Source organism: Nocardioides sp. NPDC047086 (genome assembly GCF_040643685.1).
Taxonomy (GTDB): domain Bacteria; phylum Actinomycetota; class Actinomycetes; order Propionibacteriales; family Nocardioidaceae; genus Nocardioides.
The window spans coordinates 1-16,455 of record NZ_JBEYUV010000054.1 but is presented as its reverse complement, the minus strand read 5'-3'; the positions used below and the strand labels follow the sequence as shown (position 1 = coordinate 16,455).

The window sequence follows — 16,455 nt, the reverse complement described above, 5'->3', positions numbered from 1 at the left end:
CTTGCGGCTCCGGCGGCTCGACCGACGAACGACCGCTGGTCGACACGCCTCCGCCTTGCGGCTCCGGCGGCTCGACCGACGAACGACCGCTGGTCGAGCCGGGCGAGCGCCAGCGAGCCCGTGTCGAGACCAACACGGTCGCCGTGGCGCGAAGAGTCGCCGAGCTCCTCGGGTTTCCCGCGGAGCAGGTGTTCCCTGCGTACGAGGATCCGCTGGCGAAGATCGCGCAGGAGGTGCGGCGGCCCGATGGGCCGAAGCCGGAGGACGCCGTCGACCGGGGTGATCTGAACGTCACCGAGCTCGACAAGGAGGTCACCGAGCCGGTCGGGTGGGTGATCCCGATCAACACCGACGACGGGGTGTGGACGAGCCCGCAGTGGCGGTTCCGGCGCGGGCGGCTGGTGCTGGCGCCGGGAACCTCGACGATCGGGCTGCGGCTGCGGCTGCGGCTGCGGCTGCCGCTGGACTCGGTCTCCTGGCACGACCCGCAGTTCTCGGGCGAGCCGTCGTACCTGACCGCGGGCGAGCCGCTGGACCCCGAGATCCCGCAGGTGACCGTCACCGATCCCGACGAGGCGCCGACGACCGCGCTCGCGATCCAGGAGCGCGACGGACTGGTCCACGTGTTCCTCCCGCCGACCGACCGCCTCGACGACTACGCCGCCCTGCTCCGGGTGATCGAGCAGGCCGTCGCGGGCGCCGGCACCAGCGTCGTGCTCGAGGGGTACGGTCCGCCGCCCGACTCCCGCCTGGCGCGGCTGACGGTCACCCCGGACCCGGGCGTGATCGAGGTCAACATCCAGCCCACGGCGAGCTGGGCGGAGCAGCGGGAGCTGATCTCGACGCTCTACGAGCAGGCCCGTCAGGCCCGGCTGTCGACCGAGAAGTTCGACCTCGACGGACTTCACACCGGCACCGGCGGCGGCAACCACCTCACCCTCGGCGGCCGCAGTCCCGAGCGCAGCCCGCTGCTGCGGCGCCCCGACCTGCTGGCCAGCCTGATCCGCTACTGGCAGCGCAACCCTCCCTCTCCTACCTCTTCTCCGGCCGCTTCATCGGCCCGACCAGCCAGGCGCCGAGGTTCGACGAGGGCCGCCCGGAGGCGGTCTACGAGATGGAGATCGCCCTCCAGGAGGTCGCCCGGATCACCCGCGAGCACCCCGAACCCCGCCCGTGGCTGATCGACCGCGCGCTGCGCCACCTGCTCACCGACCTGACCGGCAACACCCACCGCGCCGAGTTCTGCATCGACAAGCTCTACTCCCCGGACTCCTCCCGCGGGCGCCTCGGGCTCCTCGAGCTCCGCGGCTTCGAGATGCCGCCGCACCCGCAGATGGCCCTCCTCCAGTCGCTCCTGGTCAGGAGCCTGGTCGCGTGGTTCTGGGAGGAGCCGTACGAGGCGCCGCTGGTTCGCCACGGAAGCGCCCTCCACGAGGACTTCCTGCTCCCTCAGGGCTGCCTGCGCGACATCGAGGAGGTCGTCACCGACCTGCGCCGCCACGGGATCCCGTTCGAGTCGCGGTGGCTCGCGGCGTACGCCGAGTTCCGGTTTCCTCGGATCGGCGTCGCGCGCGTAGGAGAGATCGAGCTCGAGCTGCGCCAGGCGATCGAGCCGTGGAACGTACTCGGCGAGGAGGCCACCGGGTCGGGGACCGCACGCTACGTCGACTCCTCGGTCGAACGCGTCCAGATCTCGGCGAGAGGGATCGACCTCGACCGGCACCTGGTGACGTGTCAGGGTGTTCCGGTGCCGCTCACCCCCACCACTGTCCCGGAAACCCACTATGCGGGCGTCCGATTCAAGGCCTGGAGCCCGTGGTCCAGCCTGCACCCGAGCATCGACGTCCAGGCGCCGCTCCACTTCGACGTCGTCGACATCGCCTCGGAGACCAGCCTCGGCGGCGCCACCTACCACGTCACCCATCCCGGCGGCCGCAGCTACGACCACCCGCCGGTGAACGCCAACGAAGCCGAGGCGCGCCGCGCGAGCAGGTTCGAGGCGCGCGGCCACAGCTCCGGCCGGCTGGACGTCGCGGAGATGCGTGAGCGTGCGGCTCGCGCCACCACGCCCGACAACCCCCACACCCTGGATCTGCGACGGGCGGTGCGGTGACCGTCCTTCGCGAGTACGCCGATGCCCTCGGCCTCCTCGGCGCGACCGACCAGCCGTACGACGAGGTCGTCGGGCCCGACGGCACCCTGCGCCCGGCGTGGAAGCCGATGGCCGAGACGGCCGTCTCGATCACGCCGGCCACGCTGAGCCGGATCGGCCACGACGTCGAGCGGTTCCTCGCCGACGACGGGGTCACCTACCTGCGCCCCGGCGCCAAGCCCGAGCCCTGGCGGCTCGACCCGGTGCCGCTCGTCATCGACCCGGCGCAGTGGCGCATCCTCGAGGTCGGCCTGGCCCAGCGCGCCGAGCTGCTCAACGCGATCCTCGTCGACCTCTACGGCCCGCAGCGTCTCCTCCAGGACGGGGTCGTCCCTGCCGCGGTGGTCTTCGGCCACCACGGCTTCCATCGCGTCGCCGCCCGCCCCAGCAACCACGACCCGCGCCCGCTCGTCCTGGCCGCCACCGACCTCGGCCGCACCCCGGACGGCGAGTGGCGGGTGCTCGCCGACCGCACCCAGGCCCCCTCCGGGATCGGCTATGCGATGGAGAACCGCCGGGTGATCAGCCGGGTGCTCCCCGAGCTCCACCGCGACGCCGGACTGCACCGGATGGAGCCCTACTTCGCGGCCCTCCGCAGCGCCCTCCTCGAGTCCGCGCCCGGTGACCAGGCCGACCCCCGGGTCGTCGTCCTCTCCCCGGGAACCCACTCCGAGACCGCTTACGACCAGGCGTTTCTCGCCTCGACGCTGGGTTTCCCGCTGGTCCAGGGTGCCGACCTCACGGTGCGCAACGGCGAGGTCCTGATGCGTGGCCACGGCGACCGCCTGGAGCGGGTCGATGTGATCCTGCGCCGGGTCGACGCGACCTGGTCGGACCCGCTCGAGCTCCGCGGCGACAGCCAGCTCGGCGTCGCCGGCCTGATCGAGGCCGTACGCCGCGGCAGCGTGCGCGTGGTCAACGGGTTCGGGGCCGGCGTACTCGAGAACCCGGGGCTCGCCCCCTACCTCCCCGCCGCCTGCGAGGCGCTGCTCGGGGAGCCGCTGCGGCTGGCATCGCTCGGCACCTGGTGGTGCGGCGACCCGGCGCAGCGCGCGGAGGCCGAGCGGCGGCTGGACACCGGTGACCTCGTCGTGCGCACGCTGGAAGGCACTATCGTCACCGGGACCCCCGAGGAGCTGCGCGCCACGATCGCCGCCGACCCCTACCGCCACGTCGGCCAAGAACAGATCACGCTCTCCCAGGCCCCGACCTGGGCCGAGGGGCGCGGCGCGGTCGGGCGGCCGCTGACGCTGCGTGCGTTCTCGCTCCGCTACGGCTCGGCCTACCGTCCGCTGGTCGGCGGCCTGGCCTCGATCCGGGCCGACGAGACCGGGCTGCCGCCGTGCAGCAAGGACGTCTGGGTGCTCAAGGAGTCGCCGCAGGACGCCGACCAGGGCCTGGCCGACGTGCTCCCGATGACCCACACCCGCTCGGTCACCGTGCTCGTCCCGCGAGCGCTCGAGGACATGTACTGGTCGGGTCGCTACGCGGAGCGCGCCGAGGATCTGATCCGGCTCATCCTGGCCACACACGTGCTGGCCGAAGACTTCCGAACCAGGCCGCGTACGTCCGGCGGGATCAGCCTCGAGGTGATGCTCAGCGCGCTCGACCGGCTGGGCGGGCACGGCCGGCCGGATGCCGATATCGACGCCGAGTTCCGCTCGATGCTGCTCGACGCCGACCGTCCGGGGTCGGCGGCGCAGTCGCTGGCCGGGATGCGACAGGCCTTCAGCGGCGTACGCGACCAGCTCAGCCCCGACATGTGGCGGATCTTCTCCTCGACCGACCGCGCGGCCGAGGACCTCCGGGTCAACCCGCACTCGCACCAGATCGCCGAGTCGGGCGCCGAGATGCTGCACGGCATCCTCGCCATGCAGGGGATCGTGGCGAGCATGATCCGCGACGAGGGCTACCACTCGATCCGGCTGGGCCGGTTCCTGGAGCGCGCGATGCAGATCTGCCGGCTCCTGCGCGCCACCACGACTGTCCGCCGCGGCCTGGAGGTCGACCGCGCGGTGCTCAACGCGGTGCTCGTCTCGGCCGAGTCCGCGGTCACCCACCGCCGCCGCTACCGGGGCTACGTACGCACCGGGGGAGTGCTCGACCTGCTGATCATGGACCGCGACAACCCGCGCTCCCTGGCCTTCTGCCTCGACGAGCTGCGGCTCCACCTCACCAAGCTTCCCGGCTCGACCGGCTCGTCCCGCCCCGAGCGGCTCCTCGACGACATCACCGACATGCTCGACCGCACCGAGGTCGCCGGCCTGGTCGCCATCGGTGGCGTCGGCCGCCCCAACCTGGAGTCCTTCCTCGACCAGGTCCATGCCCAGCTCGTCCGTCTCGCCGACGCCATCACCGACGTCCACTTCGCCACCGGCCCCGCCCCGCAACCCCTCAACGCCCTCCCCGCGCAATCGCTCAGTTGAGCAAGAGCACGGCCGTCACCACGAGCGGGTGGCTGAGAGCCCGGCGATGCTCCGGGGGAATTGCAGTAGCGACGATTACGTGGGCTACGTAACGTGGTGACCTCGTCAGGATGCGTGCCGCACAAACCGGCGACATTCTCGGGCAAACTCACTTCAAACGGGGAGATTCAAGTGAATTTGGTACATGCAGCGGCGTGCGTCGCTGTCACCGCCGCCGCAAGCGCAAGCGCAAGCGTCTTGGCGCTGACGCCGACGGCCAACGCCGCAACTCCTGCTGCCGCGTCGTCCGCGGGTTGGGCGGAGCTAGATGCCGTACGTGCGGTTGAGCAGCCGGCGGGGCACAAGCAGGACATCGTGAAGGTGCTGCTCGCGCACGGCGTGTCCGCCAAGCGAGCAGCAGCAATAGCGGAGGACGACATCGCGGGCGAGGCACTGCTGGCCGCAGCGCCTGTGCCGGCATGTGTGACCGCTACGTACTCGAACCCGGCTGGGCCGTACCAGAACGTGAAGGTCAAGAACGGCTGCCCGGTCAGCGTCCGGGTCAAGGTCCTCTGGGCATTCGCTACAGACAGCGCCTGTCACAAGATCGCCGCCGGTTCGTCGTGGACCGACCGCCACCTCAACCAGACTGGTCCGGATCGCTGGGACGGGATCGCATCATGCTGAGGCTGATTGGGCGGGTTGCGACGTCGCTCGTCGTCATGGTGTCGATGTGGGCAGCCGCCTCCGTGCCGGCCAACGCTCAGGCAACCGACGCAGTTTATGGGTGCGGCGCGCGGTCCGTCGGCAACGAGTCCGCCAACGTGCCCCCTAGACATGTAAAGGACCGCCTCTGGACCATCCAGACTTCTGACGGTTCCATTGCCATCAGGTGCGGTAACGGTTCGACTTGGGGTGCCGTGCACGTAGAGTTGAAGCACGAGGTGCCCAACTGGCCTGACGCTCTGACGTGCATCAAGAAGACGATCAATCGCGGCACAGAACTGGACGGTGGCGACGGCAAGACCAAATACGTTCATCGTATTCGTGGCGCGGCGACCGTCGTCGTCATCGTCGGGGACAATGGCCTGGTTACCGCGTACCCGAAAGGTACGGGTGTGGCGAGGAAGTGGCGACTTTGCTCGGCGTCGTAGGTTGGCGACATGGCTAGTACTTCTGATCGCCAGCAGCAGGGATCGTTCCCTTCTCCGCCGCAGGGTCGCCGCGTCGTTTGGGCGGGTACGTTTCCTGCTGTCGAAGGTGGCCCGCTGGTGTTGCCAGGGGTTGTCGTGGATGACCTGCCTGACGGATGGGCCTTGGTGTCGTGGCTCGACAAGGACGGCTGGTACAGCCCTGATGCGGTCTACGAGCTGAAAAATCTTCGGGTGGTCTCAGATGCGGAGTTCGACGACCTCGTCCGGGCTGTCCGCGAAAGTCCTGGCTGGCAGGGGATCACCCACGGAATCGTGGACGATCCGGAACCGTCGCCGTACGTCGTCGGTGCCCCGGTCATTTGGCTGGGGCCGGTGCTCGGGGACAAGGACTGGGACCCGTCCAACAATTCCTGGAGGCTGGCGGTGTTTGGCAGCGCATCTGGGCCGCCGACTCGTGGCCATCGGGGTCGAATCGTCGAGGTCTCGCAGAGCGGGGCGCTTCGCGTGCGGTGGATCGACGAGGATGGCGAGTTCGAGGGACGAGCCTTCATCGACCCCGGCGACGTGGCGGTTGGATCGGGATAGCATCCCGCGGGTGAGATACCGGGTCAGCCACACGACGACCTACTCCTACGACGAGGACGTGACGAACTCGTTCGGGATCGCCAACGTGACCCCGCGAGAACTGCCTCACCAGCATGTCGAGAAGGCCGAGGTGCGGATCACTCCTGCGCCCGCGGACCAGTCGAGCGACGTCGACTTCTACGGCAACACGGTGACGTACTTCCAGGTCCTGGAGCCGCATCAGCTGCTCGAGATCACGGCGGCCTCCGAGATCGAGGTCAGCACGCCCGTCTATGACGAGACGGGCTTCGATCAGCCGTGGGAGCGGGCGCGGCCGCTGGTCGACCCGAGCCTGCCGGGAGCCTGGCGGGCGGCCGACCTGGCGGTGGCCTCACCGCTCGTGGAACACACCCGGGAGGCGTACGACTTCGGTGCCGTCTCGCTGACGGAGGGGCGTGGGATCGTGGAGGCGGCGGAGGATCTGATGCACCGGATCCATGCCGGGTTCGACTACGACGACACGGCCACGACGGTCACATCGACGATCCCGGAGATCTTCGAGGCCAAGGGCGGTGTCTGTCAGGATTTCGCTCACCTGATGTTGGCCTGTTTTCGAGCGCACGGGCTCGCGGCCCGCTATGTTTCCGGCTACCTCGCCACCACCCCTCCGCCGGGGAAGCCGCGGCTCGTCGGAGCCGATGCCTCTCATGCCTGGGTGGAGGTGTGGCTGCCCCACCTCGGGGCGGATCTCGGCGGCGCGGGGACGGGCCAGTGGCTCGCCCTCGACCCGACGAACGACACCAGGGCCGACGATCGCTACGTGAGCGTCGCCTGGGGACGTGACTATGCCGATGTGCCTCCGGTGAAGGGGGTCATCTATACCGAAGCCACCACCTCGACCTTGACCGTCTCTGTCGATGTGGCCCCCGACCAGCAGGAGTGAAGTTACGGTGTTGCTCGTGCCTGTATCTGATCCACGGGGCCATCCGCAGCGGGCGAGCATCGTGACCCGCGGCAGCCGCTGGCGTCGCGGAGTACGCATCTCCGGAGTGCTGGTGGTGGCCGCGGCCGTCATCGCGCTCACCCTCTGGCTGCTGGCGCGCGGCTCGACCCCGGCCGAGGTCACCCGTGAGTTCATGGAGACCACCTCGGCCGCCACCCTCTACGAGCTCGCCTCCGACGAGGGCGACGAGCTCCTCGACGGTGGCGGCGCCCGCGCGATGATCGACGCCGCCGAGGGGAAGCGGACCTACGCCGACCCCAATCCGCGCGCGGTGAGCCGGACCATGGTCTTCGGTGAGCCCGAGCTGTACGGCGAGGCCGCCCGGGTCACCGTCAGGGTCTCCTACACCGCCGAGGACGGCCCCGTCCCCGACGAGTCGATGGTCGTGGTCCTCGTCCGCGAGGACGGCGAGTGGCGCGTCGAGAGCTGGGGGACGGCCGGCGACGGCCGATGATGGAACCATGGAAGCGTTCACCTGTCGGGAGTGCGGCAACCGTCTCTACTTCGAGAACTCGGCATGCGTCTCGTGCGGCACCCGGCTCGCCTACTCCCGCGAGGAGCGCGAGATCGTCCCGGTCTCGCCCGAGGGCAGGTACGTCGATGCCGACGGCTACATCTGGTGGGTCTGCGCCAACACGCTCGACACGGGATGCACCTGGCTGGCCCGCATCGAGGGCGGGATGTGCTTCGCCTGCGAGCTGACCCGGACCCGGCCCAACGACGCCGCACCCGAGTTCGTCCAGCAGCAGTACTCCCTGGCCGAGCAGGCGAAACGACACCTCGTGGTCGAGCTCGACACCCTCGGTCTGGAGATCCGCACCAAGGCCGAGGACCCCGTCGAGGGACTCACCTTCGACCTGCTGGCCAGCGACGGCATCGCGTCCACACCGGACGTGGTCATCGGACACGACGGTGGCGTGATCACGATCGACCTGGCCGAGTCCGACGACGCCTACCGTGAGCACGTCCGGGCCACCCTCGACGAGCCCTATCGCACCCTGCTGGGCCACTTCCGCCACGAGATCGGCCACTACTACGAGTGGCAGCTGGTCCGGGGGCCCGAGCTGATGGAACGGTGCACCGAGGTCTTCGGCGACGAGTCGGTCTCCTACGAGGAGTCGCTGCAGCGCCACTACTCCGAAGGGCCGCCGGCGGACTGGACCGAGAACTACATCTCGACCTACGCCACCATGCACCCCTTCGAGGACTTCGCCGAGACCTGGGCCCACTACCTGCACATCAGTGACACGCTCGGGTCGGCGGCGGCGTACGGGCTCGCCGACCCGGTGCCCGCCGAGATGCCGTTCCGGCAGGTCGTCACCGACATCTGGGTGCCGCTCTCGGCCGCGCTGAACGTGATCAACCGGTCCATGGGCCACGACGACCTGTATCCCTTCGTGATCCCGCCGGCCGTCCTGGACAAGCTCGACTTCGTGGCCTCGCTGGTGCGCGACGCGGGCTGACCTGCGGGCTGATTTCGCCGGGTCGTCGTCTATCGGCACTCTATGCTCCGAACCATGATCGAAACTGCCGTCGTCCCCGACGCCAAGGAGCGCGCCCGCCCCGAGTCGGAACGACTGTGGACGTCGGCGACCGTGATCACGTTCGTACGCACCATCGCGTCGGTGACGCTGGCGGCGAGCGCCGCATACCAGGAGAGCTTGAAGCTCCTGGTCATCGCACTGGTCGTCTACTGGGTCGGCGACAGCCTCGACGGGGCGGTCGCCCGATGGCGCGACGAGGAGACGCGGATCGGCGGGGTGCTCGACATCTTCTCCGACCGTCTCTGCGCGGCGGCGTTCTACGTCGGGCTGGCGTTCCTGCAGCCGGACCTGTCGCCGGCGATCTTCGTCTACCTGGTGGAGTTCATGGTGATCGACTGCTTCCTGTCGATCTCCTACCTGGCCTGGCCGATCAAGAGCCCGAATTACTTCTACGTCATCGACCGGACGCTGTGGCGGTGGAACTGGTCCCACCCGGGCAAGGCGGTCAACTCGGGGCTCTTCGCGATCCTGCTGCTGGTCACCGGCTGGATGTGGGTGGGTCTGGCGATCGCCACGGCGCTGCTGGTCATGAAGTGCGTCTCGCTGGGACGGCTCCTCAGGATCGGCCTGCCCGTGCCTCGATGAGACTCCTGTTCGGCACGCTCCTCTTCTGTCTCGGCTCGGCGCTCATCCCGGTGATGAACGCCGAGGCGTACCTCTCCGTCGTCGCCCAGAACTCTGACTGGTGGCCGGCGCTGCTCGGGTTCGTCGCCGGACTCGGCCAGACCGGCGGCAAGGTGGTCTGGTACTACGCCGGCCGTGGATCCACCAACATCCCCTGGATCAGGAAGAAGCTCGAGTCGCCCAAGTGGCAGGACTCCTACGACCGTTGGTACGCCCGGACCTCGGGGCGCCCGGCTCTGGCCACCGCACTGCTGGCCGCGTCGGGCCTCTCCGGCTTCCCGCCGCTGGCGGTGATGGCGGTGCTGTTCGGCGCCTTGCGGTTCAACCTGCCGATCTTCACGCTCACGGTGCTCATCTCCCGTGCGCTGCGGTTCTGGGTGATCCTGGAGGCTGCGGGGCTCGCCTGGACGTACCTCTGATTCGCTTCAAGATTCAACCACAAGGTTAAGGTGAGTTCATGCAGGAAAAGGCGACCTACGTGCAACCTGGCAACGAGTTCAACCGGGACATGAACTACATCCCGGACCGGATCACGCGGGACGCGCGGACACCCGAGTTCGGGCCGAGAGACGTGCCGCTGTGGCCTGTCGAACCGGGCCGCTACCGGCTGGTCGCGGCCGCCGCCTGCCCGTGGGCCAACCGGGCGATCATCGTCCGCAACCTGCTCGGGCTCCAGGACGTCATCTCCCTCGGCCTCGCCGGCCCCACGCACGACGCCCGGTCGTGGACCTTCGACCTCGACCCCGGCGGCGTCGACCCCGTGCTCGGCATCGAGCGGCTGCAGCAGGCCTACTTCGCGCGCTACCCCGACTACCCGCGCGGCATCACGGTGCCGGCGATCGTCGAGGAGGCCTCCGGCAAGGTCGTCACCAACGACTTCCCGTGGATCACCCACGACTTCTTCCACGAGTGGACCGACTTCTTCGCCGACGATGCGCCCGACCTGTGGCCGCGGGCGCTCCGTGAGGAGATGGACGAGGTGAACCAGCGGGTCTTCACCGAGGTCAACAACGGGGTCTACCGGTGTGGCTTCGCCGGCTCCCAGGAGGCGTACGACGCGGCGTACTCACGCCTCTTCGATGCCCTCGACTGGCTCGAGCAGCGGCTCTCGGGGCAGCGGTATCTGGTCGGCAACCAGCTCACCGAGTCCGACATCCGGCTCTTCACGACGCTGGCCCGCTTCGATGCGGTCTACCACGGCCACTTCAAGTGCAACCGGCAGAAGCTCGTCGAGTTCCCCGCGCTGTGGGCCTACGCGCGCGACCTCTACCAGACCCCTGGGATCGGCGAGACCCTCGACTTCCCGCAGATCAAGCAGCACTACTACATCGTCCACACCGACCTGAACCCCACGCAGATCGTCCCCGCGGGCCCCGACCTGTCCGGCTGGGACGAGGCGCACGGGCGTGAGTCGCTCGGCTGAAAGAAAGTTCTCTTTCAGCCGGCGTAGTAGTTGGTGCGCTGACGCTGTCTCGCGGCGCCGACCGCGCTGAAGTACGCCGAGGACGGCCGCCGCCACAGCACCAGGATCGCGACCACCAGGAGGGGGTCGAGGACAGCGACCACCACAATTCCCCGCGGCCGAGTACCTTGGTGAGTGCCACGTGTCGCGGGTCACAAGCCCGTGCGCGGGTGCGTGCCAGCGGTGGCAACCCCACCCCGTGTGAAGGAAGCGTGATGACTGAATTTCTGGATCCGAGTCCCAGCCACACCGACATGGTGCAGCTGCTGAACCCCGAGGGAGAACGGGTCTCGCACCCGGACTTCGAGTTCTCACCCGACCGACCCGAGGACGAGGCCGTGCGCGGCTTCTACCGCGACATGGTGCTGACCCGCCGCCTCGACGTCGAGGCCACCGCGCTGCAGCGCCACGGTGAGCTGGGCCTGTGGGCGCAGCTGTTGGGCCAGGAGGCGGCGCAGATCGGCGCGGCTCGTGCGCTCGCACCCCAGGACTTCGTCTTCCCGACCTACCGCGAGCACGGCGTGGCCTGGTGCCGCGACGTCGACCCGATGCAGCTGCTCGGGCTCTTCCGGGGCACCGACCAGGGTGGCTGGGACCCCAACGAGCACAACTTCGGGCTCTACACGATCGTCATCGGCGCCCAGACGCTGCACGCGACCGGCTATGCGATGGGCGTGCAGATGGACGGCCTCGTCGGCACCGGCGACCCGACCCGCGACACGGCGGTCGTGGCCCACTTCGGCGACGGCGCCTCCTCGCAGGGCGACGTCAACGAGGCGATGGTCTTCGCCGCCTCCTACAACGCCCCGGTCGTCTTCTTCTGCCAGAACAACCAGTGGGCCATCTCCGAGCCGGTCGAGCAGATGGTCAAGGTGCCGCTCTACAAGCGCGCCCAGGGCTTCGGGTTCCCCGGGATCCGCGTGGACGGTAACGACGTGCTGGCGACGTACGAGGTGATGAAGTCGGCGCTCAAGCGGGCCCGTGAGGGTGGTGGGCCGACGATGATCGAGGCCTACACCTACCGGATGGGTGCCCACACGACCACCGACGACCCGACCCGCTACCGGGTCTCCGACGAGGTCGAGGCGTGGAAGCTCAAGGACCCGATCGCCCGGGTCGAGGCCTACCTGCGCCGCGGTGGCGGCGCCTCGACGTCCTTCTTCGCCAAGGTGGAGGCCGAGGCCGAGGAGTTCGGCGAGCGGCTGCGCGCCGGGATCCACGCCCTGCCCGAGCCCGATCCCGTACGCCTCTTCGACAACGTCTACACCGAGCTGCCGCCGGAGCTGCAGGAGCAGCGTGACGGCTACGCGGCGTACCTCTCGTCCTTCGACCTCGAGGGGGCCTCGCGATGAAGATGACGCTGGCCAAAGCGCTCAATGCCGGGCTCCGGCGGGCGATGGAGGACGACGACAAGGTCGTCCTGATGGGGGAGGACATCGGCCGGCTCGGCGGCGTCTTCCGGATCACCGACGGGCTGCAGAAGGACTTCGGCGAGGCGCGGGTCGTCGACACGCCGCTGGCGGAGTCGGGGATCGTCGGCACGGCGGTCGGGCTCGCGCTGCGCGGCTACCGGCCGGTGGTGGAGATCCAGTTCGACGGGTTCGTCTACCCGGCCTACGACCAGATCGTGTCGCAGGTGGCCAAGTTCCACTATCGAAGTGGTGGGCGGGTCGCGATGCCGATGGTCATCCGGATCCCGTTCGGTGGCGGCATCGGGGCGGTGGAGCACCACAGCGAGTCGCCGGAGGCGCAGTTCGCGCACACCCCCGGCCTCAAGGTGGTGGCCTGCGCGGACCCGGTCGACGCCTACTGGATGATCCAGCAGGCGATCTCGCACCCGGACCCGGTGATCTTCCTGGAGCCGAAGCGGCTCTACCACTCGACCAAGGCCGAGATCGACGTCGATGCGACCCCAGGTCCACTGTTCGCCTCGCGGGTCGCGCGGCCGGGCACCGACCTGACGATGCTGGCCTACGGGCCGACCGTGAAGACCGCGCTGACCGCCGCCGAGGCGGCCGCGGGGGAGGGCAAGTCGGTCGAGGTGATCGACCTGCGGGCGCTCTCGCCGCTCGACATGGCGCCGGTCTACGAGTCGGTGCGGCGTACCGGTCGTGCCGTCGTCGTCCACGAGGCCCACGTCAACCTCGGCCTCGGCGCCGAGCTCGCCGCCCGGATCACCGAACAGTGCTTCCACTCCCTGGAGGCACCGGTCCTGCGCGTGGGCGGCTTCGACACGCCCTACCCGCCGGCCCGGGCGGAGGAGTACTTCCTGCCCGACCTCGACCGGGTCCTCGACGCCGTCGACAGGAGCCTCGCATGGTGACCTCCGAGTTCAAGCTGCCCGATGTCGGCGAGGGTCTCACCGAGGCCGAGATCGTCGAGTGGCACGTCGCCGTGGGCGACGTCATCAAGGTCAACGACCCGGTCTGCGACATCGAGACCGCCAAGTCCGTCGTCGAGCTCCCCTCGCCCTACGCGGGGGTCGTCCAAGAGCTCCTCGTCGAGGTCGGCACCGAGGTCCAGGTCGGCACCCCGATCATCCGGATCGGCGACTCCGTCGAGGCATCAGCCCCGTCGCCCGAGGCGTCAGCCCCGTCAGCCCCGTCGGTCGAGCCCGCGAGCGCAGCGAGCGGTGTCGAGACCAACACGGTCGCTCCCGACGACGACAAGCCCCTCAACCTGGTCGGCTACGGCGCCCGGGAAGAGACCGCCGTACGCCGCTCCCGCTCGATGTCCGCGCCGGTTGCCGCCGCGGGCAGCGGTGTGCTCGCCAAGCCGACCGCGCGAAAGGCCGCCCGGGACCGCGGGATAGATCTTTCCGGCGTCACGCCCGCCCGGGCGGACGGCGTGATCACGACCGCGGACCTCGACTCTGCTGGTTTCGACACGGGCTCCTTCGCACCTCAGGAGCCCGGCTCAACCAGCGGGGGCGGCGAGCGTCGTGAGCCGATCAAGGGCCTGCGCAAGCAGATGGGCCAGGCGATGGTCGACTCCGCGTTCACGCTGCCGCACGTGACCATCTGGACGACGATCGACGTGACCCGTACGTCCGAGCTGGTCGCCGGACTCCAGGCGAACCGCGACTTCGCCGAGGTCCGCGTCAGCCCCCTGCTGGTGGTGGCCAAGGCGACGCTGCTGGCGATGCGGCGTACGCCGATCATCAACTCCTGGTGGGACGAGGCCGCCCAGGAGATCGTCTTCAAGGAGTACGTCAACCTCGGCATCGCCGCGGCCACCCCCAGGGGCCTCCAGGTGCCGAACGTGAAGGGCGCCGATCGGATGTCCCTGGTCGAGCTCGGTGCCGCGATCAACGAGCTGACCGACACCGCCCGCACCGGGAAGACCCCGCCGGCCGACCAGACCGGCGGGACGTTCACGATCACCAACATCGGTCCGTTCGGCATCGACGGCGGCGCCCCGATCATCAACCCGGGGGAGTCTGCGATCCTCTCGGTCGGCGCGATCAAGCGCCAGCCCTGGATCGTCGGCACCGGTGACGACGAGCGGATCGAGCCGCGCGACGTCTGCACCCTCGCGCTCAGCTTCGACCACCGCCACATCGACGGCGAGGCCGGCTCCCGCTTCCTCGCCGATGTGGCCAAGATCGTCGCCGACCCGAGCACGGCCCTGTTGTTCTGATCCTCGTTCGACAATCGCCCCACAGAACATCAATTCGCTACCGGACCCGGTAGCGCATCTGGCACCATCCTCAGGCCCGCGCTGACGCGGGCCTGAGGATCTTCTGGAGGCAGGAATGGTGCTCCTGACGGGGCGCACGCTGCTTGCCGGGATCGTCGCGACGGCCGCCTCGGCGACCGTACTCGTGGCGAGTCCCGCGAGCGCGGCGACAACATCCACCGGCGTACGCTGCACGATCGTCGGTACGTCCGGCGCTGACGTCCTGAAGGGCACGTCGCGTCGCGATGTGATCTGCGGTCGCGGTGGCAGCGACGTGATCTACGCGCGTGGTGGCAACGACCTGGTCGACGGTGGCGGCGGCAACGACCGGATCTATGGCAGCTACGGCGCCGACAAGCTGCTCGGTGGCACCGGTCGTGACACCATCCGCGGTGAGGCCGGCGCCGATGTCATCTACGGCGGCTCGTCGTCCGACTCTCTCTACGGCGGGACCTCGGACGACACCATCCGTGGCGGCTCCGGAAGCGATCAGATCCAGGGCGACGACGGCCACGACCACCTCTACGGCGAAGCCTACCGCGACACGGTCAACGGCGGCACCGGCTGGGACCTGCTCTACGGCGGCACGGGCGGCGACCGCATCCTGGGTGGCAAGGGCAACGACCGTGCCTACGGCGGGGACGGCGCCGACGGCTTGTACGGAGGAGCGGGCGACGACCAGCTGCACGGCGGCAACCACAACGACCTGGTCCTCGGCGAGGCCGATGCCGACCGGCTGTGGGGCGACGCCGGTGCCGACCAGATCAGGGGAGGCAGCGGCGCCGATCAGCTCGCCGGTGGCGACGGCAACGATCAGCTCGAAGGCGAGAGCCACGACGATGCGCTCAAAGGTGGAGCCGGGACCGATCACCTGACCGGTGGCACCGGCATGAACCGCTGTACATATGACACCTACGACTACCTGCTCGGCGGGTGCGGCACCGACAAGTCTGCTCCGAAGGTGCTCAGCGTCTCCTTCTCTCCGAGTTCGATCGACACCACCAAGGCCGACGTGAAAGTCAGGGTGCGGGTCCGCGTCACCGACGATATCGGTGTCACCTGGGTGCAGGGGCATGTGGTGGACGAGCGTGACAACGTCGGTACGTCGCTCTACATGCAGCACCTGACCTGGGTTTCGGGCGGACCCCGTGACGGCTGGTGGGAGTACGACCTAACGGTCCCGCGCCATACCCCGGCCGCAAACCTGCACGCGAACATCTATGCAGAAGATGCGGCAGAGAGGATGAGCTCGGGGTACGACATGGGCACGCTCGCTGTCACGAACAACAACCCCGATGATCAAAGCCCGACTCTGAGCCTTACGAAGTTCACGCCTACCTCTGTCGATGTGACCACGGCGGCTCGAACTGTAGAGGTTGCTGTTCGCGGGGTGGACCCCATGGCAGGCGTGAGCCGTGTCGATCTCTGCCTGGTGCGGGCGACAGTGTTGTCCGCGACAGATCCCACGCCGCTCGTCGACACGGTGGTCTGCACTGACGCAGTGCCCCGGGCCGCGGGGTCGGCTAAGGATGGGACCTGGTCGGCGAAGCTCGTCATTCCGAAGGGCTCCCCGTCCGGGGTCTACAACGCATACGCGTATGCCGAGGACCGCATCGGAAACTACGTGTACTACATGGGGCCGGAGGCGCACAACGCCTACGCCGACGGCGGCTGGTCTGGGGGCGAGAGTCGCAGGCTCTTCGCTGCTCCCAGTCGAGTGCAGGTCACCGGCTCCTGACCCGCCGAGGCGTCAGTAACGCCGGTCGAGTCGCCGCCACGGTGGATGTTACCGAATTTTTCGGCTGATTAACGGTTGATGACGATTCGGCAGCGGTAATCCGATTACCTCTTCACAAGAAGAACCCGAAG

At 69.0% G+C, this 16,455-nt stretch carries 15 protein-coding genes and 1 pseudogene; 15 read left to right on the top strand and 1 reads right to left on the bottom strand.

Annotation, left to right across the window (positions count from 1 at the left end; translation table 11 throughout):
* Window positions 1-143: 143 nt before the first annotated feature.
* The 11 genes and pseudogenes from ABZ796_RS25770 (at window position 144) to ABZ796_RS25720 (ending at window position 10,869) form a co-directional block, all read left to right on the top strand.
* Window positions 144-2,113: pseudogene (locus ABZ796_RS25770) on the top strand (transglutaminase family protein).
* A complete protein-coding gene (locus tag ABZ796_RS25765) occupies window positions 2,110-4,578 on the top strand; it encodes a circularly permuted type 2 ATP-grasp protein (protein WP_357340864.1) in 2,469 nt (822 codons plus the stop codon). The pseudogene ABZ796_RS25770 and the gene ABZ796_RS25765 overlap by 4 nt, the downstream one beginning before the upstream one ends.
* Window positions 4,579-4,692: 114 nt before the next feature.
* Window positions 4,693-5,244: a hypothetical protein gene (locus ABZ796_RS25760; RefSeq protein ID WP_357340863.1), complete on the top strand. Its 552-nt coding sequence runs from the start codon at window positions 4,693-4,695 to the stop codon at window positions 5,242-5,244.
* Window positions 5,238-5,711, top strand: a complete 474-nt coding sequence (locus ABZ796_RS25755) for a hypothetical protein (protein WP_357340862.1) — start codon at window positions 5,238-5,240, stop codon at window positions 5,709-5,711. The genes ABZ796_RS25760 and ABZ796_RS25755 overlap by 7 nt, the downstream gene beginning before the upstream one ends.
* Window positions 5,712-5,846: 135 nt before the next feature.
* Entirely contained in the window at window positions 5,847-6,296 is a 450-nt protein-coding gene (locus ABZ796_RS25750; RefSeq protein WP_357340861.1) for a hypothetical protein, read from the top strand.
* A 10-nt stretch (window positions 6,297-6,306) separates the two neighbouring features.
* Complete coding sequence (locus ABZ796_RS25745; protein ID WP_357340860.1) at window positions 6,307-7,218, top strand: transglutaminase family protein; 912 nt, start codon at window positions 6,307-6,309, stop codon at window positions 7,216-7,218.
* A gap of 16 nt (window positions 7,219-7,234) precedes the next feature.
* Window positions 7,235-7,732, top strand: a complete 498-nt coding sequence (locus ABZ796_RS25740) for a hypothetical protein (protein ID WP_357340859.1) — start codon at window positions 7,235-7,237, stop codon at window positions 7,730-7,732.
* 7 nt (window positions 7,733-7,739) lie between these two features.
* Window positions 7,740-8,741: a putative zinc-binding metallopeptidase gene (locus ABZ796_RS25735; RefSeq protein ID WP_357340858.1), complete on the top strand. Its 1,002-nt coding sequence runs from the start codon at window positions 7,740-7,742 to the stop codon at window positions 8,739-8,741.
* A gap of 54 nt (window positions 8,742-8,795) precedes the next feature.
* Window positions 8,796-9,407, top strand: coding sequence for a CDP-alcohol phosphatidyltransferase family protein (locus tag ABZ796_RS25730; protein WP_357340857.1), 612 nt, complete (start codon window positions 8,796-8,798; stop codon window positions 9,405-9,407).
* Entirely contained in the window at window positions 9,404-9,865 is a 462-nt protein-coding gene (locus ABZ796_RS25725) for a hypothetical protein (RefSeq protein ID WP_357340856.1), read from the top strand. The genes ABZ796_RS25730 and ABZ796_RS25725 overlap by 4 nt, the downstream gene beginning before the upstream one ends.
* A 38-nt stretch (window positions 9,866-9,903) precedes the next feature.
* Complete coding sequence (locus ABZ796_RS25720; protein ID WP_357340855.1) at window positions 9,904-10,869, top strand: glutathione S-transferase C-terminal domain-containing protein; 966 nt, start codon at window positions 9,904-9,906, stop codon at window positions 10,867-10,869.
* Between the two features lie 14 nt (window positions 10,870-10,883).
* Here ABZ796_RS25720 and ABZ796_RS25715 read toward each other — a convergent pair whose 3' ends face one another.
* The gene (locus ABZ796_RS25715; RefSeq protein ID WP_357340853.1) at window positions 10,884-11,012 is read right to left on the bottom strand and encodes a hypothetical protein; all 129 of its coding nucleotides are present in this window, start codon (window positions 11,010-11,012) and stop codon (window positions 10,884-10,886) included.
* A 111-nt stretch (window positions 11,013-11,123) separates the two neighbouring features.
* Between ABZ796_RS25715 and pdhA the strand changes: the two genes are divergently transcribed.
* The 4 genes from pdhA (at window position 11,124) to ABZ796_RS25695 (ending at window position 16,324) form a co-directional block, all read left to right on the top strand.
* Window positions 11,124-12,260 carry a pyruvate dehydrogenase (acetyl-transferring) E1 component subunit alpha gene (pdhA, locus tag ABZ796_RS25710; RefSeq protein ID WP_357340851.1) on the top strand — a complete coding sequence of 379 codons (1,137 nt, stop codon included), beginning with the start codon at window positions 11,124-11,126 and terminating at the stop codon, window positions 12,258-12,260.
* Window positions 12,257-13,231 carry an alpha-ketoacid dehydrogenase subunit beta gene (locus ABZ796_RS25705; RefSeq protein WP_357340849.1) on the top strand — a complete coding sequence of 325 codons (975 nt, stop codon included), beginning with the start codon at window positions 12,257-12,259 and terminating at the stop codon, window positions 13,229-13,231. The genes pdhA and ABZ796_RS25705 overlap by 4 nt, the downstream gene beginning before the upstream one ends.
* Window positions 13,225-14,547, top strand: coding sequence for a dihydrolipoamide acetyltransferase family protein (locus ABZ796_RS25700; protein WP_357340848.1), 1,323 nt, complete (start codon window positions 13,225-13,227; stop codon window positions 14,545-14,547). The genes ABZ796_RS25705 and ABZ796_RS25700 overlap by 7 nt, the downstream gene beginning before the upstream one ends.
* A gap of 115 nt (window positions 14,548-14,662) precedes the next feature.
* Window positions 14,663-16,324: a calcium-binding protein gene (locus ABZ796_RS25695; protein ID WP_357340846.1), complete on the top strand. Its 1,662-nt coding sequence runs from the start codon at window positions 14,663-14,665 to the stop codon at window positions 16,322-16,324.
* Window positions 16,325-16,455 lie beyond the last annotated feature (131 nt).